20 protein-coding genes are annotated in these 18977 nt (G+C 65.3%); 10 read left to right on the forward strand and 10 right to left on the reverse strand.

What is annotated here, in order from left to right:
• Positions 1 to 12: 12 nt before the first annotated feature.
• Positions 13 to 2244, forward strand: coding sequence for a bifunctional diguanylate cyclase/phosphodiesterase (locus AYK61_RS15965; RefSeq protein WP_121871513.1), 2232 nt, complete (start codon positions 13 to 15; stop codon positions 2242 to 2244).
• Between the two features lie 21 nt (positions 2245 to 2265).
• Positions 2266 to 4197, forward strand: a complete 1932-nt coding sequence (gene ggt / locus AYK61_RS15970; RefSeq protein ID WP_121871514.1) for a gamma-glutamyltransferase — start codon at positions 2266 to 2268, stop codon at positions 4195 to 4197.
• A gap of 19 nt (positions 4198 to 4216) precedes the next feature.
• Here the strand turns inward: ggt and AYK61_RS15975 are convergent, their stop codons facing one another.
• Genes AYK61_RS15975 through AYK61_RS16010 form a run of 8 tightly spaced genes read right to left on the reverse strand, consistent with a single transcriptional unit; the run spans position 4217 to position 12877 of the window.
• Positions 4217 to 4894 carry a response regulator gene (locus AYK61_RS15975; protein WP_121871515.1) on the reverse strand — a complete coding sequence of 226 codons (678 nt, stop codon included), beginning with the start codon at positions 4892 to 4894 and terminating at the stop codon, positions 4217 to 4219.
• Positions 4891 to 7374, reverse strand: a complete 2484-nt coding sequence (locus AYK61_RS15980; protein ID WP_121871516.1) for a sensor histidine kinase KdpD — start codon at positions 7372 to 7374, stop codon at positions 4891 to 4893. The genes AYK61_RS15975 and AYK61_RS15980 overlap by 4 nt, the downstream gene beginning before the upstream one ends.
• 15 nt (positions 7375 to 7389) lie before the next feature.
• On the reverse strand, positions 7390 to 8019 hold the full coding sequence (locus tag AYK61_RS15985) for a potassium-transporting ATPase subunit C (protein ID WP_121871517.1): 630 nt from the start codon (positions 8017 to 8019) through the stop codon (positions 7390 to 7392).
• Between the two features lie 2 nt (positions 8020 to 8021).
• The gene (gene kdpB, locus AYK61_RS15990) at positions 8022 to 10034 is read right to left on the reverse strand and encodes a potassium-transporting ATPase subunit KdpB (RefSeq protein WP_121871518.1); all 2013 of its coding nucleotides are present in this window, start codon (positions 10032 to 10034) and stop codon (positions 8022 to 8024) included.
• Complete coding sequence (gene kdpA, locus AYK61_RS15995) at positions 10031 to 11695, reverse strand: potassium-transporting ATPase subunit KdpA (RefSeq protein ID WP_121871519.1); 1665 nt, start codon at positions 11693 to 11695, stop codon at positions 10031 to 10033. The genes kdpB and kdpA overlap by 4 nt, the downstream gene beginning before the upstream one ends.
• A 7-nt stretch (positions 11696 to 11702) precedes the next feature.
• Entirely contained in the window at positions 11703 to 11816 is a 114-nt protein-coding gene (locus AYK61_RS16000; protein ID WP_259468091.1) for a potassium-transporting ATPase subunit F, read from the reverse strand.
• Positions 11817 to 11876: 60 nt separating this feature from the next.
• Complete coding sequence (locus AYK61_RS16005; protein WP_121871521.1) at positions 11877 to 12335, reverse strand: hypothetical protein; 459 nt, start codon at positions 12333 to 12335, stop codon at positions 11877 to 11879.
• Complete coding sequence (locus tag AYK61_RS16010; RefSeq protein WP_121871522.1) at positions 12320 to 12877, reverse strand: RNA polymerase sigma factor; 558 nt, start codon at positions 12875 to 12877, stop codon at positions 12320 to 12322. Before AYK61_RS16010 ends, AYK61_RS16005 begins: the two co-directional genes overlap by 16 nt.
• 174 nt (positions 12878 to 13051) lie before the next feature.
• On the opposite strand from AYK61_RS16010, the gene AYK61_RS16015 reads away from it, so the two are divergent.
• Genes AYK61_RS16015 through AYK61_RS16050 form a run of 8 tightly spaced genes read left to right on the forward strand, consistent with a single transcriptional unit; the run spans position 13052 to position 16644 of the window.
• On the forward strand, positions 13052 to 13543 hold the full coding sequence (locus AYK61_RS16015) for an Asp23/Gls24 family envelope stress response protein (RefSeq protein WP_121871523.1): 492 nt from the start codon (positions 13052 to 13054) through the stop codon (positions 13541 to 13543).
• An 11-nt stretch (positions 13544 to 13554) separates the two neighbouring features.
• Positions 13555 to 13830 carry an Asp23/Gls24 family envelope stress response protein gene (locus AYK61_RS16020; protein WP_121872801.1) on the forward strand — a complete coding sequence of 92 codons (276 nt, stop codon included), beginning with the start codon at positions 13555 to 13557 and terminating at the stop codon, positions 13828 to 13830.
• A gap of 4 nt (positions 13831 to 13834) precedes the next feature.
• On the forward strand, positions 13835 to 14119 hold the full coding sequence (locus AYK61_RS16025) for a hypothetical protein (RefSeq protein WP_121871524.1): 285 nt from the start codon (positions 13835 to 13837) through the stop codon (positions 14117 to 14119).
• 15 nt (positions 14120 to 14134) lie between these two features.
• Positions 14135 to 14314 (forward strand): hypothetical protein, encoded by a 180-nt coding sequence (locus AYK61_RS16030; protein WP_027495126.1) that lies wholly within the window; start codon positions 14135 to 14137, stop codon positions 14312 to 14314.
• Positions 14307 to 14675 (forward strand): Asp23/Gls24 family envelope stress response protein, encoded by a 369-nt coding sequence (locus tag AYK61_RS16035; RefSeq protein ID WP_183130307.1) that lies wholly within the window; start codon positions 14307 to 14309, stop codon positions 14673 to 14675. Before AYK61_RS16030 ends, AYK61_RS16035 begins: the two co-directional genes overlap by 8 nt.
• Positions 14672 to 15214 carry a DUF6286 domain-containing protein gene (locus AYK61_RS16040; RefSeq protein ID WP_121871526.1) on the forward strand — a complete coding sequence of 181 codons (543 nt, stop codon included), beginning with the start codon at positions 14672 to 14674 and terminating at the stop codon, positions 15212 to 15214. The genes AYK61_RS16035 and AYK61_RS16040 overlap by 4 nt, the downstream gene beginning before the upstream one ends.
• Positions 15211 to 15789 carry a hypothetical protein gene (locus tag AYK61_RS16045; protein WP_121871527.1) on the forward strand — a complete coding sequence of 193 codons (579 nt, stop codon included), beginning with the start codon at positions 15211 to 15213 and terminating at the stop codon, positions 15787 to 15789. The genes AYK61_RS16040 and AYK61_RS16045 overlap by 4 nt, the downstream gene beginning before the upstream one ends.
• 51 nt (positions 15790 to 15840) lie before the next feature.
• Complete coding sequence (locus AYK61_RS16050; protein WP_121871528.1) at positions 15841 to 16644, forward strand: SDR family oxidoreductase; 804 nt, start codon at positions 15841 to 15843, stop codon at positions 16642 to 16644.
• A 1-nt stretch (position 16645) separates the two neighbouring features.
• Here AYK61_RS16050 and AYK61_RS16055 read toward each other — a convergent pair whose 3' ends face one another.
• Both AYK61_RS16055 and AYK61_RS16060 read right to left on the reverse strand, forming a co-directional pair.
• Positions 16646 to 17611: an endonuclease/exonuclease/phosphatase family protein gene (locus AYK61_RS16055; RefSeq protein ID WP_121871529.1), complete on the reverse strand. Its 966-nt coding sequence runs from the start codon at positions 17609 to 17611 to the stop codon at positions 16646 to 16648.
• A gap of 15 nt (positions 17612 to 17626) precedes the next feature.
• Entirely contained in the window at positions 17627 to 18925 is a 1299-nt protein-coding gene (locus tag AYK61_RS16060; RefSeq protein ID WP_121871530.1) for a lipase family protein, read from the reverse strand.
• Positions 18926 to 18977: the final 52 nt, after the last annotated feature.

An 18977-nucleotide genomic window follows, 5' to 3' on the forward strand; every position in this document is an offset into this window, starting at 1 on the left:
GTAGGTCCTTCGATGAATACGAAGGTCGCTGCGCCCTTCGCCATGCACACCAAACGGACCGCCGGTCTGGTGGCAGTGGTCGTCGTCGCGAGCACCGTCTTCGTTCTCGGCGACGCCGGAGTGCGGGCCGGTGTCCTGGCCACCGTCGCCGTCGGTTCGGTTCTGGCCATCAGCGCCGCGATCCGCAGATACCGTCCCGACGACTCTCGATGCTGGTGGGCGTTGTTCGGTGCCTCGGTGCTGTTCATGTTCGGGGTCTCGCTCCGCAGCGATCCCACCGCACTGAATCATTCGTTCCCGCTGCTGCCGGATCTGTTCACACTGACCGGGTACGCACTCGTCGGTTACGCACTCTCGCGGTGGATCCGAGACCGGCAGTCGATCGACGACATCACTCCACTGGTCGACGCCGGCCTGATCTTTCTCGGCACCCTGTTCCTGTCGTGGTTGCTGTTCATCTCCCCGGCCCTCGAATCGCCCCGTTCGTCGGCATCGACGGTGGTCAACGGGCTGTATCCGGCGATCGACGCCGCACTGATCACCCTGACCACCTACCTGTTGTTCTCGTCCAAGCCCCGCACCGCTGCGCTGCAATGGGCCCTGATCGCACTCGTCGCGACACTCGTCGGCGACATCTCGTACGCCTTCGCGGCCACCACCGACGACGCGCCGTCCTCGGGATTGCTCGACGGCATCTACCTGTTCGCGTATCTCTCCCTGGCGATGGCCGCCCTCGATCCGTCGATGCGCACCGTCTCGCAGCGGCAGACTCCTGCACCGGCACACAGCAGCCGCCGCGTCGTGTTCGTGGTGACGCTGCTGGTCGTCTGCGCCACGGTGCCGCTGCTGGGTTCGGCCGTGTCCACCGGAGATCTGATCGTTCGGTCCCTGTTGCTCGCATCGATCCTGGTGGGCGCATTCCTGCGCGGCGAGCGCGCGCTGACCCGAGTGCAGGTCGGCGAAGAGCACGCCAAGTACCTGGCCGCTCACGATCTGTTGACCGGCCTACCCAACCGCACGATGCTCGACGAGGAATTCACTCGGCTCGAGCGCACGCAGACTCCGGGACGCACGTGCGTCCTGTTCGTCGACCTCGACAACTTCAAGATGGTCAACGACTCGTACGGCCACCGCGTCGGGGACGAACTCATCGTGGCCGCAGCGCGACGCATCCGCGCCGCAGTCGGTGCCGCCGACACCGTTGTTCGGTACGCCGGTGACGAGTTCGTCGTACTGACTCGCCGTGATCGGCGCGGAGCAGAAGCGTTGGCCCGCCGCATCATCGATCGGACGAACGAGCCGTTCCCCCTGAGCGCCGCGACGGCATACGTCACGGCCTCGGTGGGAATCGCAGACGCGGACCGATTGCACGACGCCATCCGCGAGGCCGACACCGCGATGTATCACGCCAAATCTCTCGGCGCGGCGCGCTACGCGTTCTTCGACGAGTCCCTGCGTGCGCGAGCGACGTCCGCGATCGAGACCGCCACCGCATTGCGCGGCGCGATCAGACGCGGCGAACTCGAGGTGTACTACCAGCCGATCATCGCGACTGCCTCGCGCGCCACCGTCGTCTACGAGGCACTCGTGCGCTGGAACTGGCAGGGCCGAGTGCGTACCCCCAACGAGTTCATCCCGATTGCCGAATCGACCAATCTCATCAAGGAAATCGGCGAGTGGGTGCTGCGCACCGCGATCTCCGATCTGGTGACACTGCGTTCCAACGGGCAGAACGTCACCATGTCGGTGAACGTGTCTCCGATGCAATTGCGAGACGATTCGTTGCCGGTTTTCGTCGGGCGACTGCTCGACACATACGGCCTCGAGGGAGCAGATCTGGCACTCGAGATCACCGAGAGCGTCCTGATCGACGACATGGGCACGGCGAAAAGCGTTCTCGATCGACTCGCCGCGATGGGTGTGCTCATCGTTCTCGACGACTTCGGTATCGGCTATTCCTCGCTGAGCAGGCTGCGCGCGATGCCGATCGCACTGCTCAAGATCGACAAATCCTTCGTTCACGAGATCGGCAGTTCGGAGTCCGACACTCAGCTGATTCGCGCAATCGTCGCCATGGCATCGGCGCTGCCGGTGGCGACGGTGGCCGAGGGCGTCGAGACCGAGGAGCAGGCCGCGATCATCGAGGCACTCGAATGCCGCTTCGCGCAGGGCTTTCTGTTCGGTAGACCTGCGCCCGTCGCACACTGGCTGCTCGAATCTGCCGAGACCCGTGCCGGCAAGTGAGCCGGGTGTTAGCGTCGGGCGGTGTCTGCAACGCGCCCACTCCGCTCGACCGCCCTTGCATGTGCCCTCCTGCTGGTGCCGCTCGCCGCGTGCAGTAGCGGCGAGAGCACCGATCCCGACTCCGCGGCCGAGAACAGCTGCGTCCTCGGTGCCAGTGGCGGCACCCCGGTAGGAGCGACGCCGAGCGCGAGTTCGGGCGACATCTCCACCAATCCCGAAGTGGCGACCGGGTATCGATCGAATATGACCCCGGTGGAGACGGCCTCGTACTCGGTCTCGACGGCCAACCCGGTCTCCACCGAGGCCGCGTGCGCGGTTCTGCGCGACGGCGGCACCGCGGCCGACGCACTGATCGTGGCGCAGACGGTGCTCGGCCTCGTCGAGCCCCAGTCCTCGGGCATCGGCGGCGGGGCCTTTCTGATGTACTACGACGCAGCCACCGGCGAAGTACAGAGCTACGACGGCCGCGAGACCGCCCCGATGAGCGCGACCGGCGACTACCTGCGGTACATCGACGACGTGAATCGCACTCTGCCGCAACCCGATGCCCGTTCGAGTGGGCGGTCGATCGGCGTTCCGGGAGTGCTGCGCATGCTCGAGCAGGCCCACGACGATCACGGCACGAAGCAGTGGGGTGAGCTCTTCCAGCCCGCAATCGACCTTGCCGACAACGGAATCGAGATCAGCCCGCGCATGGCGTCGTCCATTGCCGACTCGGCACCCAAGCTCGCCCTCGACCCCGCGTCCAAGGAATACTTTCTGCAGCCGGACGGCACCGGCAAGCCGGCCGGGACGGTTCTGAACAACCCGGCGATGTCGAAGACGCTCTCCGCCATCGCAACCGAAGGTGCAGACGCCTTCTACACCGGTGATATCGCGCAGGCCATCGTCGATGCGACCGCCGACACCACCGCGGGCCGAACCCCCGGACAGATCACGCTCGAGGATCTCGCCGCGTACGAGCCCAAGACCCGCACGGCCGTGTGCACCGAGTACCGCGACCACGACATCTGCGGTATGCCCGGCCCGTCCTCGGGCGGTATCGCAGTGGCGTCGGCGATGGGGATCCTGTCGAACTTCGATCTGGCGCAATACGCGCCGACGGGAATGGACGCCAACGGCGGAACCCCGACGGCCGAGGGTGTGCACCTGATCGCCGAGGCCGAGCGCCTGGCCTACGCCGATCGTGACAAGTACGTCGCCGATCCTGATTTCGTCCCCCTGCCCGGCGGGTCGCCCGATGCGCTGCTCGATCCCGAATACCTCAGCGAGCGAGCAGGACTGATCGACGAGAGCAAGTCGATGGGCGCAGCGCAGCCCGGCGACTTCGGCCCGGTGCAGTTCGCCTCGTCCACCGATCCCGAGTACGGCACCAGCCACATTTCCGTCGTCGACAGCCAGGGAAACGCGGCCTCGATGACGACGACCGTCGAGTCGGCCTTCGGCTCGTTCCACATGGTCGACGGCTTCCTGCTCAACAATCAGCTCACCGACTTCTCGGCATCACCGGTGGCCGAGGACGGTACGCCGGTGGCCAATCGCGTCGAGCCGGGGAAGCGTCCGCGTAGCTCGATGGCCCCGACGCTGGTCTTCGACCGCGGCGACGACGGCGCACGCGGCGATCTGGCACTGGTGGCCGGCTCTCCCGGCGGCTCGGTGATCATCCAGTTCGTCGTCAAAACACTGGTGGGACTTCTCGATTGGGGCATGGATCCACAGCAGGCGGTGTCGATGGTCGACTTCGGTGCGGCCAACACACCGTCGACCAACTACGGCGGTGAACACCCGAACGTCTCGGGCGAGGACGATCCGGTGGTCGCGCAGCTCCGCGAGATGGGCCATCAGGTGTCGGTCGCAGACCAGTCCAGTGGACTGAGCGCGTTACAGCGCACCGACGGCGGCTGGATCGGTGGAGCCGACCCCCGCCGCGAGGGTGAGGTACTCGGTGGATAGGTGCGAGCGCGGGTAGTGCTCAGGGTACGAATCGGTAGCCCATACCGGTTTCGGTGATGAGGTGCACCGGGGAGGCCGGGTCGCGTTCGAGTTTCTGTCGCAGTTGGCCGAGATAGATTCGTAGATAATGCGTTTCACGCTCGTGGCCGGGTCCCCAGACGGTGCGCAGTATGTCCTTCTGCGACACCAGCTTGCCCTCGTTGCGCACCAGCAGTTCGAGCACACCCCACTCGGTGCGGGTCAGGTGCACGCTCACGCCTTCTCGCACAACGGTTTTCGTAGCTAGGTCGACGGTGAAGTCCTCGGTGACGACAACGGGGTCGGCGACGGAGTGCGGTCCGCGGCGTAGTGCGGCGCGCAATCGGGCCAGCAGCTCGTCCATGCCGAAGGGCTTGGTGACGAAGTCGTCGGCACCGGCGTCGAGTGCTTCGACGGTATCGGCGGAATCGGTGCGCGCCGACAGCACCAGGATCGGTACGTCGGTCCAGCCGCGCAGACCGGCGATGACGTCGATTCCGTCGATGTCGGGCAGGCCGAGATCGAGAATCACGATGTCCGGGTGGAAGTTCGCGGCCACCCGCAGCGCCTCACCGCCGCTCGCCGCGCTGACCACCTCGAACCCACGCACGTTCAGATTGATCCGCAGTGCCCGCACGATCTGCGGCTCGTCGTCGACGACGAGCACCCGCACCTTCACCTGCTCCCCGCCTTCGACTCGACTGCCTTCAACTCGACCGTCATCGTCAGCCCGCCGCCGACTGTGTTCGATGCCATGACGGTACCGCCCATCGCACGAACGAATCCTCGCACCACCGACAATCCGAGTCCGACGCCCACCGAGTTGTCCCGATCACCGAGGCGTTGGAACGCGTCGAACATGGTCTCCTCGGCACCCTCGGCGATGCCGGGTCCGTGGTCGGCAACGGAGATACTCGCCCACTCACCGTGCGCGGCGGCACTGACCGTGATGTCGCCGACGGGGGCGTAGCGGGCACTGTTGTTCACCAGATTCGCGAGCACCCGTTCGAGCAGGCCCGGGTCTGCCAGCACCTCCACGTCACCGACGTCGACGCGCAGCCGGTCGTCGGCCGCCGTGTCGTCGACACCGATGAGCGCGCCGCGCAGTACGTCGTCGACGAACACCGGACGCAGGCTCGGCTGCACGACGCCTGCCTGCAGCCGCGAGGAATCGAGCAGATTGCTCACCAGAGCCGTCAACTGATCGGCCGACTCGTCGATGGTGGCCAGCAATTCCTCGGTGTCCTCCGCCGAGAACTGAACGTCGGTGCTGCGCAGGGACGAGGACGCCGCTTTCACCGCGGACAGTGGCGTCCGTAAATCGTGGCTGACGGCCGAGAGCAATGCCCGACGCAATGCATCGGCCTCGGCGAGAGCGTTGGCTCGGCTGGCTTCCTCGGCGAGCCGGCCCTGCCGAACCATGCCCGCGGCCTGGTTGGCCACGGCCGCGAGCACTCTTCGATCGTGCGCTCGAGTTCGGTCGCCGGCAAGGAGCAGCGTGAACTCGCCGGTGCCGATCTCCGTGTCAGCACTGGCCTTGCCTGTGGGGGCGCCAACCCCCGTGGTGCCGACAATTCTTGCGGACTCGTTGTCCCACAGCGATACTCCGGTCTGGCTGTAGGTTTCGCGGGCGCGCTCGAGCAGCGCAGTCAGATCTGCTCCCCGAAGGACGGATCCGGCGAAGAGAGTCAGTAACTCGGCCTCCTGAGATGCTCGTCGAGCTTGCCGAGTCCGCCGCGCAGCAGCGTCCACCAAGGCTGCGACCGCGATGGCGACGAGCAGCAGGACGACGGCGACGACGAAGTTCTCCGGTTCTGCGATCGTGAGGCTGTACAGGGGCGCAGTGAAGAAGTAGTTCAGCAGGAACCCGGCGATCAGCGCCGACAGTGCCGCAGGCGCAACACCTCCCAGCAGTGCGACACACAGAACGACCATGAAGAACAGTGCGCTCTCCCCGCTCGGACCGAAGTTCGGCCCAACCCAGTTCAGCACCACCGCCGCCAGACACGGGACGACAACCGCGGCGATCCACGCGAGAATCCGGCGCCTGCCTGCGTCGACCTGAAGTCGCCAGCGCCGCGCCCGCTCGGCGTGGGTGACCATGTGTACGTCGATCTTGCCGGAGTTCTGCACCACCGCAGCACCGATGCCCTCGTCCAGAATCCGCGCGACCCGAGACCGTCTCGAAGTACCGATCACCAGCTGAGTTGCATTCACGCCGCGAGCGAAGTCGAGCAGGGTCGACGGCACGTCGTCGCCGACGACGCTGTGCACGCTGGCACCGAGCCCGGCGGCGAGCTTGCGCACCGAACCCATCTGCGGTGCCGAGACACCCATCAGTCCGTCGCCGCGGACGATGTGCAACACCATCAGCTCTGCACTGGACTTCGAGGCGATGCGACTCGCTCGGCGAAGCAGGGTCTCCGATTCCGGGCCGCCGGTCACCGCCACCACCACTCGCTCGCGGGCCTCCCACGTGTCGGTGATGCGATTGTCCCTGCGGTACTTCACCAATGCCGCGTCGACCTGATCGGCGATCCACAGCAACGCCAACTCACGCAGAGCAGTGAGATTGCCCCGGCGGAAGTAGTTGCTCAGTGCCGCATCCACCTTCTCGGAGGCGTAGACATTCCCGTGCCGCAATCTGCTGCGCAGCGCCTCGGGGGTGATGTCTACCAGCTCGACCTGGTCGGCACCGCGAACCACACTGTCCGGTACCGTCTCCCGCTGCGGCACCCCGGTGATCTGGTGCACCACGTCGTTCAACGATTCGAGGTGCTGCACATTGAGCGTCGAGATGACACTGATGCCCGCGTTCAACAGGTCCTCGACGTCCTCCCACCGCTTACCGTGCACACCTCCCGGCGTATTGGTGTGTGCCAATTCGTCGACGAGCACCACCTGGGGCCGCCGCGCCAGCACCGCGTCGAGATCGAGCTCCTCCGTCTGCGAACCGCGGTACTCGACGAGGCGAGGTGGTACCACCTCGATCCCGTCGAGCGCAGCGATCGTCCGTTCTCGGCCGTGGGTCTCGACCAGGGCAGCAACGACATCACAGCCCCGATCCTGGCGCCGATGTGCCTCTCCGAGCATCGCAAATGTCTTGCCGACTCCCGGCGCAGCGCCCAGATAGATGCGCAGTTCACCTCGGTCCGGCACGGGCCTTCTCCTGTCTCAGCTGCAGGGGCTGGTCAAGCCCAGCGCCACATTGAGCTCCGGCACGTTGACCGCCTTCGCCCCGAGAACACCGTACTGCGGTCCGGCGGTGTACTCGGCGACCAAAGCCTCGACGTCGCCGACACTCATCCCGTTGACCTCGGCGACCCGCGGTACCTGCAGCGCGGCGTACTCCGGACTGATCGCGGGGTCGACTCCCGAACCGGAGCCGGTCACCGCGTCCGGGGGAACAGCGGAGGGGTCGACGCTTTCGCGCTCGGCAATCGCAGCCCGACGCTGCTCGATGAACGACGCGAGAACCTCACTCGACGGCCCCTGGTTGGTCGGCAGCGCCGCGGCGGGATCTCCTGGAGCGAAGGCGTCGTCGTCCGACACCGAGCCGGTGACGCGGGTGTGGAAGTACGGATCGGGCTCTCCCGGAGCGACCTGCGGATCGACGCCGATCAGCGAGCTTCCGACGACGCAGCCCTGCGCGTCACGCAGCGGCGAACCCTCGGCGGAGTCGGCACCGATGCGGCTGATGCCCCAGACCACGGCCGGGTAGCCGATGCCGAGAATGACGGTCAATGCCAGCAGCACTGCGAAGCCGGCCACGAGCTGTCGAAGAAATCCCTGTACGAAACGCATGGTCAGCCTATCCCTGGAATGTGACGAACGAGTAGGTCGATGAGCCAGATCCCGACGAACGGGCTGATGACGCCGCCGACGCCGTAGACCAGCAGGTTGCGCCGCAGCAAAGCGGCGGCCGATGCCGGGGTGTATCCAACACCTTTGAGCGCCAACGGGATCAGTGCGACGATCACCAGCGCATTGAAGATCACCGCCGACAGGATCGCCGATTCCGGCGTGGCCAGATGCATGATGTTGAGCCCACCGAGCTGCGGGTACACGGTAGAGAACATCGCCGGCAGAATCGCGAAGTACTTCGCCAGATCGTTGGCCAGCGAGAACGTCGTCAGCGCGCCGCGGGTGATGAGGAGCTGCTTGCCGATCTCGACGATCTCGATCAACTTGGTGGGGTCGGAATCGAGATCGACCATGTTGCCGGCTTCCTTGGCGGCAGAGGTGCCGGTGTTCATCGCGACACCGACGTCGGCCTGCGCGAGAGCGGGGGCGTCGTTGGTGCCGTCGCCGGTCATCGCAACCAGCCTGCCGCCCTCCTGCTCCTGCCGAATGAGCGTGAGCTTGTCCTCCGGAGTCGCCTCGGCCAGATAGTCGTCCACCCCGGCCTCGGCGGCGATGGCCTTCGCGGTGAGCGGATTGTCGCCGGTGACCATCACCGTCCGGATTCCCATGGCTCGCAGCTGAGCGAATCGCTCGGCAATGCCCGGCTTCACCACGTCGGAGAGCTCCACGACGCCGAGAGCCCGCGCAGCACTTCCGGTTTCACGTACGGCCACTACCAGCGGGGTACCACCGTTCTGCGCGATGTCGTGCACAGTGGCGTCCAGATCGGCCGTACCGCCGCCCTCACGAATCCAGCCGTACACCGAATCTGCTGCACCCTTGCGGATCTCCATGCCCGGTAGATCCAGCCCGCTCATCCGAGTTTGCGCCGTGAAGGCCACGAACTCACCGCGCTCGGATTCGCCCTCTGCCATTACGGATTCGAAGTCACGCTCGACCAGTTCGACGATGCTGCGTCCTTCGGGAGTACCGTCGGCCAATGAGGACAGCCGAGCAGCGCGCGCCAGCTCGACCGCATCGATGCCCGTCGCCGGATGCAGCCCGGTCGCACGACGATTACCGAAGGTGATGGTTCCGGTCTTGTCCATCAGCAACGTGTCGATGTCACCTGCCGCCTCCACCGCGCGTCCGGACATCGCCAGCACGTTGCGCTGCACCAGCCGGTCCATGCCCGCGATGCCGATCGCGGAGAGCAGCGCGCCGATGGTGGTGGGGATCAGGCAGACCAGCAACGCGATCAGTTGAATCGGATCCTGTTGCTGTCCTGCATAGTTCGACATCGGCCCGATGGCGACCACCGCGAAGAGGAACACGATCGTCAGCGAGGCGAGCAGGATGTTCAGGGCGATCTCGTTCGGCGTCTTCTGCCGTGCCGCGCCCTCGACGAGTGCGATCATCCGATCGACGAACGTCTCACCCTGTGCTGCAGTGATTTTCACGACGATCTCGTCGGAGAGCACGATGGTGCCGCCGGTGACCGCGGATCGGTCGCCACCCGACTCGCGGACCACGGGTGCCGACTCGCCGGTGATCGCCGATTCGTCGACGCTCGCAATGCCCTCGATGACGTCACCGTCGCCGGGGATGACCTCACCGGCCGAGACGACCACCTCGTCACCGACCTTCAAGTCCGCACCGGCCACCTCGGTGATGACGAACTCGGCACCGGAGGGAGTGCGTCGTCGAGCAACGCTGTCCTGCTTCACTTTCCGTAAGCTGGCTGCCTGCGCCTTGCCGCGCCCTTCGGCGACGGACTCGGCCAGGTTGGCGAAGAGAACCGTGAACCAGAGCCATCCCGTCACGAACCACGCGAACACGGACGGATTGGCGATCGACAGCACCGTGGTGACGATGGAACCGAGAAACACGACGAACATCACGGGGTTACGAGCCAGGTGGCGCGGATCGAGTTTGCGGAATGCGCCCGGAAGCGCAGTTGCGAGAGAGAGTTTCATTGCATGGCCTCTGCTATGGGTCCGAGAGCAAGTGCGGGGAAGAAGGTGAGAGCGGCGACGAGAATCGCGGTGCCGATCAGCAGAGTGCCGAACAACGGCCCGTCGGTGGGGAGGGTGCCTGCGTTGGGTGCACTGCGTTTGGTCGTCGCCAGCGAGCCCGCCAGCGCCAGCACGAAGACAATCGGCAGGAAACGGCCCAGCAGCATCGCGATACCGAGCGATATCTGGAACCAGTCGCTGGTCACCGTCAGACCGCCGAAGGCACTGCCGTTGTTGTTGGACGCCGACGCGTAGGCGTAGAGCACCTCGGTGAATCCGTGGATGCCGGGATTGCCCTGGTAGCTCGTGGTGGATTCGAGAATCACGGTGATGGACGTGCCGACGAGAACGAGGATCGGCATCACCAGCACCGACAGTGCGGCCATCGTGATCGCGCGTCGACCCAGTTTCTTGCCGAGGAACTCGGGAGTGCGCCCGACGAGCAGGCCACCGACGAACACGGCGATGACTGCGAGAACCAACAGCCCGTACAGACCGGTTCCGACGCCACCGGGTGCGATCTCCCCGAACAACATGTTCAGCAGAACTGTCCCGCCACCGAGCGCAGACATGCTGTCGTGTGCGGAATTGACTGCGCCGGTGGACGTTCCGGTGGTGGAGACGGCGAACAATGCCGATGCCGGGATACCGAAGCGGACTTCCTTGCCTTCCATCATCGCGCCCGCAGCCGTTGCTGCGACGCCTCGGGTGCCCGACTCCGCGAACAGCGTGACCGCCAGCAGCGTGGCCCACAGCGTGGCCATCACTGCAAGCAGAGTCAGACCCTGCTTGCGGTTGCCGATCATGGTGCCGAAGGTGCGGGTGAGCGCCACCGGGATCAGCAGCAACGAAATGATCTCGACGATGTTGGACAGCGGCGTCGGATTCTCGAACGGATGGGCAGAATTGGCTCCGAGAATGCCGCCGCCGTTGGTGCCGATCTCCTTGATCGCCTCCTGAGAGGCAACGGGTGCAAGCGCATTGGTCACCGCCTGCCCGTCCAGACCGGTGGAAGCGAAGCCCGTGGAGAATGACATCACAACGCCCTGGGTGAGCAGAATTACCGCCACCAGCAGCGAGAGCGGCAACAGAATTCGTAGCGTTCCGCGGATCAGATCCACCCAGAAGTTCCCCAGTTCACCACCGGTGGAAACCCGGACGAATCCTCTGACGACCGCGATCGCCACTGCGATACCGACTGCAGCAGAGAGGAAGTTCTGCACTGCCAATCCCAACGGCTGCGTCAGGTTCGACATGGTGGTCTCGGGCGTGTACGACTGCCAGTTCGTATTGGTGACGAACGACGCCGCGGTGTTGAACGCCATCGCCGGGCTCACGCCGGACAGTCCGCCGTCGAGCGGCAACACGCCTTGGACACGTTGCAGCAGGAAGAGGAAGACGACACCGACCACCGAGAATCCGACAACGCTGGTGGAGTACCCGACCCAGGTCTGTTCGGAGTCCGGATCGACTCTCGCGATGCGATACAGAACTCGTTCGACACTCGAATCCCGAGTGCGCGTGTAGACACGGGCCATGTAGTCGCCGAGCGGCACATAGGCAGCCGCCAGAACGACTATCACCACGCCGATCTGGAGACCGGCAAGAAGAGCAGGATTCATGGCGGCGTCAGAACCTCTCCGGGTCGAGGAGAGCGACGAACAGGTACACCGCGACGAACGCGGCCACCGCGAGACAGAGCAATTCGGTCATTGCTCGATCCTGAATCCCGCCACCGGCCACAGCCGGTTTCCTTACGCTTTCTTACGCCGCCAACCAGCGGCTATGACGCAATATTTACGCCTACCGCTCTTCGATGTCGTCGACGCGTACTTCGACGACGTCGCGATCGAGGGTGGCACCCAGCAGATCCGTCACGACATCGATCGCGATACGCGCGAGCTCGTCGCCCGCGGCCTGCAGATCGACGCCGTACACCCCGATCACCGCGATGAACAGGCCGATGCAGGCATGGTCGTCGAGGTGGAGGTCGATCTCGGTCGGTTGTGCGCCGTGAACGCCCGCGAGGGCGCGCCGAAGCGTCGTCTTGACGATGTGGTCGCTGATCTTCAGCGTGTCACCGGTCCCGGCTTCTGAACCGGGAGGGAAGGCGCTGTCGATGGGCCACGTACGCCGAGTGGTGTTGCGTACCTTCGCGATGATGGACGAGCTGATGTCCACCCAATTGGGTTCCTGCGGTGCGTCCCGAAGTTCGGTGGCAGCACGCGCGAGAACCGAATCCGGCTCTACTGGGTTCGCCATGTTGCCAACCTTTCGCTCAATGTTGCTCGTGCTCTGGTCAACTGACCGCGTACCGCTCCTGCGGACAACGTCATGATCGCGCCGATCTCGGGGTGAGTCAGGCCCTCGACCTCGCGGAGCAGCCAGCAGGCTCGCTGACGGTAGGGCAATTCGGCCAGTGCGACTCCGAGCTCGGCCATGAAGCTGTCGGCCTCGACGTCCGCTTCCGGATCGCTGCCTGCGCCGGTGCTCTTGCGCTCGAACACCCAGTCCTCCGCAGGAGGCACGCTACGCCGTCGCCGGTGATCGACCACCTTGTGCGAGACCAGCGAGAACAGCCACGTCCTCAACGCCGAGTCCCCTCGAAAGTTGTCCAGACCCTTCCACGCTGCGACGAAGGAGTCCTGCACCACCTCCTCGGCCGCACCCTGATCGGACAGCATGTTGCGCGCGTACCGGAACATCTCCGGGCCGTAGCGCCGGACGATCTCCTCGAACGCATCCGTCTCGCCGAGCGCGGCTGCGCCGACGAGTACGCGGTCCGATGCATCAACCCACTCCATCGGGCCCCCAGTTCACGTAGCGGTCATCGATCACGCATGTCTTCGATACCGGTTTACCAGCGGACGTAATCTATGACGTAGGTCACTTTATCCGGACGTGCGTTTCGGTCATCGACCTACGACCAACTCCTGACACACACTCTGCACGAGACAAACGACGAAGAGAGGCATTCAATGAGCTCCACGACGGACAACAAGGCAACCGTATCGGCAGCAGGCGAAGGCAAGACCGACATCACCACCAAGTCGGACTCCGTGCTCGTCAGCTCGCAGGGTCGCACCACCATTGCCGATACCGTCGTCTCCAAGATCGCCGGCATCGCCACCCGTGAGGTCCAGGGAGTGCATGCAGTCGGCGGCGGAGCAAGCCGCGCGATCGGTGCCCTCCGCGAGCGCATCCCCGGTGCCCGCGTCAACCAGTCGCAGGGCGTCTCGGTCGAGGTCGGCGAGCGTCAGGCAGCCGTCGACATCGACATCGTCGCCGACTACGGAGTGTCGATCGCAGATCTCGCAGCAGGCATCCGACGCAACGTCATCAATGCCGTCGAGCGTATGACCGGGCTCGAGGTCACCGAGGTCAACATCGTCGTCCACGACATCTTCCTCGACGACGGCTCCGAGGACGACGACACCACCACCGAGCCCGCCACCACCCGAGTGCAGTGACCGATCCGCACATGACGGAGCGTGACAGGTCCGAGGACATCGCCGACGCCGTTCTGGCGATCGACGGTGTCGTCGGGCTGCACGGCGGCATGTTCGGCGAAGCCGCTACGTACCTACCCGGACGCAGGATCGCCGGCATCCGAATCGGGGAGAACGGAACCGAGGTTCACGTCACTCTCGAATTCGGGGTTGCGGTCCGCGAGACCGCCGATGCCGTGCGTCGCACAGTTGCGGCGATGGTCGACGGGCCCGTGCACGTCACCGTCGAGGACATTGTGCGAGTCTGACCAGGTGAACGAGCATGCAGCGCACGACCGAGCCGCCGCGTACAAGGCGGCTCGGCGCGCTGTGGCACGCGAACACCACCCCGACATCGGTGGAGATCCGGCCCGGTACATGGCCGAGCTCGCCGCTGTCGATCGAAGATTCGCTGTACTGCCCTCGACCCCTGTCAACGCAGCGAGTGCACCGACGGTATTCCGCGCGTCCTCGATTCCGTCCCCCCTACGCACACTTCCCAAGCGGATCGCTCGCATCCGCAAACGCGTCACCAGACGCAACTACTTCGAACTCTGAGTGGAGATCAAGACCATGACCACTGCAACCATCGGTTTGTTCGTGGGACTTCTGCTGGCCATCGCCGCAGCGGCAGGCGGCTTCACCGGCTTCCTCATCGCCATCGTTCTCGGTGGCCTCGGCTTCTTCGTCGGCCGCTACATCGACGGCGAACTGGACCTGAACTCGATCATGCGTGGTCGCGGTCGTGACTGAGACAGCCGCTGTAGACCCCGGTGAGCGGGGCTCGCTGGAGATCAAGCACAAGGCCGTCGAGCGTCTCGCAGTCCTGGCTGCCCGCAGCACCGACGCGGTCGCCGGGCCCCAGCCTGGACTACGCGTCCTCGGTGGGCGTGACCTGCCCAAGGCCGACGTGACGATCAGCGGCTCCCGCGTTCGCGCACAGGTCGCAGTGGCGGTCACCTGGCCCTCGCCGCTGGCGACGGTGGCCGCGAACGTTCGCGCCGCTGTGGCACGGGACCTGTCCGAACTGGGCACCTACACCGTCGACCGCGTCGACGTCACCGTCCAATGCGTGCCCGCCGAGGCCACCCATGAAGAAGGGAGAGTGCAGTGATCGAGAAGGCAAGCAAGAAGCCGGTAGCGAACCCCACCGCAGCCGTACCCGCAATCCTGTTCGCACTCGTCCTCATCGGTGCCGGAGTGGTCCTCGGCCGCGAGGCGCTGCTGAACCTCGGTGCCATCGACGGCCCCGAATGGGTCGGCCCCGCCGCCGCGAACCTGGACGGACTCACCGCGCAGTCGTGGATGCTGCCGGGAGGAATCGCCGCAGTCGTCGTCGGGTTCATTCTCGTCCTCGTTGCGATTCGTCCACGCCGACGCACCCACCGCGCCCTCTCCGAGCAGGACGTCTGGCTCCGCAAGGGCGACGTCGCAGCCGTTGCCCGCACCGCCGCTCTCGACAGCGTCGGCGTCGATTCCGCGACCGCCAAGGCCGGCAACAAAAAGGTCACCGTCGCCGTGAACACCGTCGCCGGCACGGACACCTCGGAGCTGAAGTCCTCCGTCGTCACCTCCGTGGACGACGCTCTCCGCCCACTCGCGTCGGCTCCGAAGGTCCGCACCCGAGTGCGAACGACAGGACAAGCCTCATGAAACGCGCTACCGCGTCCGTCGACCGGACCAGCACCGCCGTCGTCGGCCTTGCCCTGATCGCCCTCGGCGGCGGTGCGATCGCCTGGGAGCGCGGAGAACTTCCCGGCCGCGAGCGTCTCGACGCAGCGTTCGTCGACACCGCCGTCGACGCCGGCTGGTGGCCCTGGGCTCTCGGAGCAGCCGCCATCGTCCTCGTTCTGCTCGGGCTGTGGTGGTTACTCGCGCACCTGCCGCGCCGTTCGGTCGGCACCGTCGCCTTCGCCTCCACAGCGGATGCGGATGTCGACGGTCGGCTCAGCGTCGACCTGGGCACCGCTGCCCGAAGCGCCGCGAAGTCCCTGGCCACTCACGAAGGTGTCGTATCGGCAACCGGCCGTTCGGTGTCCGACCGCGGGCAGAGAGTCGTCGAGATCACCGCGACACTCGACCCCGCAGTGACATCGCTCGACAAGGTGGCAGGCGCGGCAGCACAGATGCGCAACGACATCGTGACATCTCTCGACGGAACACCGGCGGCCGTCCGAATCCTGCTGCAGTGCGGCAAGTCTCGAAAGCAGGCAGTTCGCGTCAGCTGAGCTGATTTCGTCCCTTCCCGCCAAAAATCGTCATGCCGTACACTGTACGGCATGACGATTTTGGTGACCGGAGCCACGGGCAATATCGGCCGTATGGTCGTCGACCATCTTGTGGCCGCGGGTCGGACCGACGTACGTGCGTTGACCAACCATCCCTCGCGCGCACGATTGCCGGCAGGCGTGGAGATCGCCGAGGGGTTCCTCGGCCGGGTGGATTCCCTGCCCGACGCCCTGGTCGGCGTCGATCAGATCTATTTGGCTCCGTATCCGAACACGATCGCACCTGTGCTCGAACTCGCCCGCGATGCCGGAGTCAGGCACGTCGTCGATCTCGCCGGCCCACCGGAGAACTGGTGGCATCCGATCTCGGTAGCGGTCGAGCAGTCCGGAATGCAGTGGACTCATCTGTGGCCGGGCGAATTCATGGAGAACTCGACGATGTGGGCGGAGCGAATCATCGAGTCCGATTGTGTCCGTGAGCCGTTTCCCGATGCTGCCAACGCCCCGATCGCCATGGACGATATCGCCGCGGCGGCGGCGGCAGTCCTGATCGACGAAGAAGCGCATCAGGGCCGGTCCCATGTTCTCACCGGCCCCGAATCTCTTACGCGCACAGAGCTATTGGACAGGATAGGCACCGCTCTCGGTCGCACATTGACTTTCGAAACGGTCAGCAGACAGGAGACGATCGACGGCTTGAGTCCCAGCATGGGGGACTTTGCAATCACGTACGTGGACGGACTCGAGTCCTGGGTGGACACCCCTCAGCAGGTCGACCGGACACTCTCCGAGATAATCGGCGCTGCTACGACATTCGGGCAGTGGGCGCAGCGCAACGTCGATCTGTTCCGTTGATCTAGCGAGAGAACTCGATCTCCCCGATCAACCCGTGGTGGTCCGATCCGGGGAGATCGATTCGCTCCAGAGACCGAGCGTGGCCGGTGTTGGTGAGGATGTGGTCGATGCCGACGACTGCGGGTGTCCCTTTGTCCGTGGGATACGTGGGAATCAATCCCTTCCCCAATTGCGCTGCGGCGTCGGAATATCCGGCATCGAGCAGGTTACGGAACTTCTTGTGCGAGTACGTCGTGTTGAAGTCACCGCTGACGATCACCGGCCCGCCGACCGACGCCGCCTTCAAATCGTTTCGGAGCGTGTCCAATTCGGCGGTCCAGATGTCGGCCGGGGTGATGTAGGCGGGACCGGGATGCACGGCCAGCAGCGTGACCGGCTCGGAACCGGGAACCTCGACCTCGGTGGCTAGATTCACCGGGCCGTATCCGTCGAGTTCACGGTTGCCCGAGATCGGGAGTCGGCTGTAGATTCCGGCTCCGCCGCCGCCGGTCACGTGCGGCTGGAGGTAGCTGTAGGGGAAGAGCTCCTCCATACCTGCGTCGCGGAGGCCGACCACCGACGCGTCGGTCAGTTCCTGGATCGTGACGATATCGACGGCGCTTTCGCGAGCCTGACCGACCACGACAGTTGGATCGGCCAGCCCGATCATCAGATTCGCCTGCATCACGCGCAACCGCACGCCCTCCGACTCCTCGGGTGCCGCGTCCGCCACGTAGAGCGGTGCGTAGGCGAATGCGCCTGCAGCAAGCACGAGCGCGGACACTCCCGCCAGAACCCAGCGCCGACCGATCAACGCCACCAGGGCACCGAACACGACGGCGGCGAACATCAACGGAACGAACGACGCGAGCGCGATCAGGACATTGACTCGGGTGTCGGTGTAGTAGACGCCCAGAGCCACGAGCCCGGTGACGATGCCCAGAATGGCGATCGTGCCGGTGAGTATTCGTATCCAGGTTCGTTTCATCGGTCTTCAGGGTAGCTACGCCCGGATGCCGACGACCAACGCTGTGATGGTTGTCCAGGTCAGCGACAACAATCCGCGCACCGCCGAGAGCGAGAACGCTGTGGACCACACCGTTCGCGTCGACGGTTCTTCGACCGGCAGTCCGGCGAATCGATCGGCCAACCAGTCCAATGTCAGCGGCGCACTGAGCGGGTGCAGCGACAGGTGTTCGCTCAGCCGATCCCGTAGATAGGTCACGTGGGCTCCGGCCTCGATGTACCGATCCACCTGCCCGTCCACGTCGTCGACGGCGATGATCTGATCGTGCACCGACTGAACGACCAGCAGCGGTGCCGTTGGAGCCGTTCGTCCCGGCTGAATGTCCTGGAACACCTGCACGATCTCGGGCAGAGCCAGCAGATCGGCCAACGGAACGTCGATGTAGTGATCCAGATCGTGCCGCGCGAGGCGGGGGACAGCGCGGACGGTGGTCATCTTCTCGACGGAATCGAGAATGCGCATCCCGTCCTCGTTGACGTACTGGCGGATGACCCGGTCCAGCTCCGGATAGGTGCGCCGCAGACCCGCAACCACCAATGTCGGCAGCGCCGAGTGGAACGTTGCGTTCAGCCTGGTGAACGCCGAGCCGGGATCTCCGACGGGGGAGCCGAGGGCGGCACCGACCACTTCGATCTCCGGTGCGTATTCCGGTGCCATCTCCGCCGCCCAGGACGTCGCGAGTCCGCCGCCCGAGTAGCCCCACAGCGCTACCGGCGTGCTCGAATGCAGGTCCAGCGGCTCGAACGACAACGCCGCGCGAACGGCGTCGAGCGTGCAGAACCCGGGTTCCTGCGGCGAACCCCAATGTCCGTCGGGACCCTCGTGATCGGGGATCGAGATGGTCCACCCACGGCGGAGGGCATGCAGGACAAGCAGGAACTCGAACTGCGGTACTGCACCGAACGCCCGCGAGCCACGCCGAAGCGCGTACGACGGGAAACACGAGGATGCGACGCCGTCGATCGCACACTGATATGACAGCAGTACCGGCTCGGCGTCCCGCGGGCGCAAGACCGTCGTGACGCTGGCCTGGGGAAAGCCACCGAGATCAGCGGTGCGGTAGAGCAGCTGCCACGCGTCGACTCGCTGGCGCACACGACCGAACATCGCGACCTCGACCGGCCGCACTCTGAGAATCGTCCCGGGTAGCGCTGCTTCGTACCCCTCGGGCGCGGCGTAGAAGGAGTCGTCCTCGGGCCTGGTCGCGTCGCTCCGGCTCGGTGCTCGTTCCACCGGCCAGGGTGCTTCGTCCCCCAATGATCTGTCGACGCTCATGTCCCACCGCTTCTTGTCCGAGTCTCGTCGTCACACTAACTTGCCCGCGACG

The organism is Rhodococcus sp. SBT000017 (assembly GCF_003688915.1).
Lineage (GTDB): Bacteria > Actinomycetota > Actinomycetes > Mycobacteriales > Mycobacteriaceae > Rhodococcoides.

Coding starts and splice junctions, on each gene's coding strand:
- AYK61_RS16020 (WP_121872801.1), top strand. CDS start 13,555: ATGACGGAGCGTGACAGGTCCGAGGACATCGCCGACGCCGTTCTGGCG.
- AYK61_RS16050 (WP_121871528.1), top strand. CDS start 15,841: ATGACGATTTTGGTGACCGGAGCCACGGGCAATATCGGCCGTATGGTC.
- AYK61_RS16010 (WP_121871522.1), bottom strand. CDS start 12,877: ATGGAGTGGGTTGATGCATCGGACCGCGTACTCGTCGGCGCAGCCGCG.
- AYK61_RS15985 (WP_121871517.1), bottom strand. CDS start 8,019: ATGCGTTTCGTACAGGGATTTCTTCGACAGCTCGTGGCCGGCTTCGCA.
- AYK61_RS15965 (WP_121871513.1), top strand. CDS start 13: ATGAATACGAAGGTCGCTGCGCCCTTCGCCATGCACACCAAACGGACC.
- AYK61_RS16045 (WP_121871527.1), top strand. CDS start 15,211: ATGAAACGCGCTACCGCGTCCGTCGACCGGACCAGCACCGCCGTCGTC.
- kdpA (WP_121871519.1), bottom strand. CDS start 11,695: ATGAATCCTGCTCTTCTTGCCGGTCTCCAGATCGGCGTGGTGATAGTC.
- AYK61_RS16005 (WP_121871521.1), bottom strand. CDS start 12,335: ATGGCGAACCCAGTAGAGCCGGATTCGGTTCTCGCGCGTGCTGCCACC.
- AYK61_RS16030 (WP_027495126.1), top strand. CDS start 14,135: ATGACCACTGCAACCATCGGTTTGTTCGTGGGACTTCTGCTGGCCATC.
- AYK61_RS16015 (WP_121871523.1), top strand. CDS start 13,052: ATGAGCTCCACGACGGACAACAAGGCAACCGTATCGGCAGCAGGCGAA.
- AYK61_RS16060 (WP_121871530.1), bottom strand. CDS start 18,925: ATGAGCGTCGACAGATCATTGGGGGACGAAGCACCCTGGCCGGTGGAA.
- AYK61_RS16055 (WP_121871529.1), bottom strand. CDS start 17,611: ATGAAACGAACCTGGATACGAATACTCACCGGCACGATCGCCATTCTG.
- kdpB (WP_121871518.1), bottom strand. CDS start 10,034: ATGAAACTCTCTCTCGCAACTGCGCTTCCGGGCGCATTCCGCAAACTC.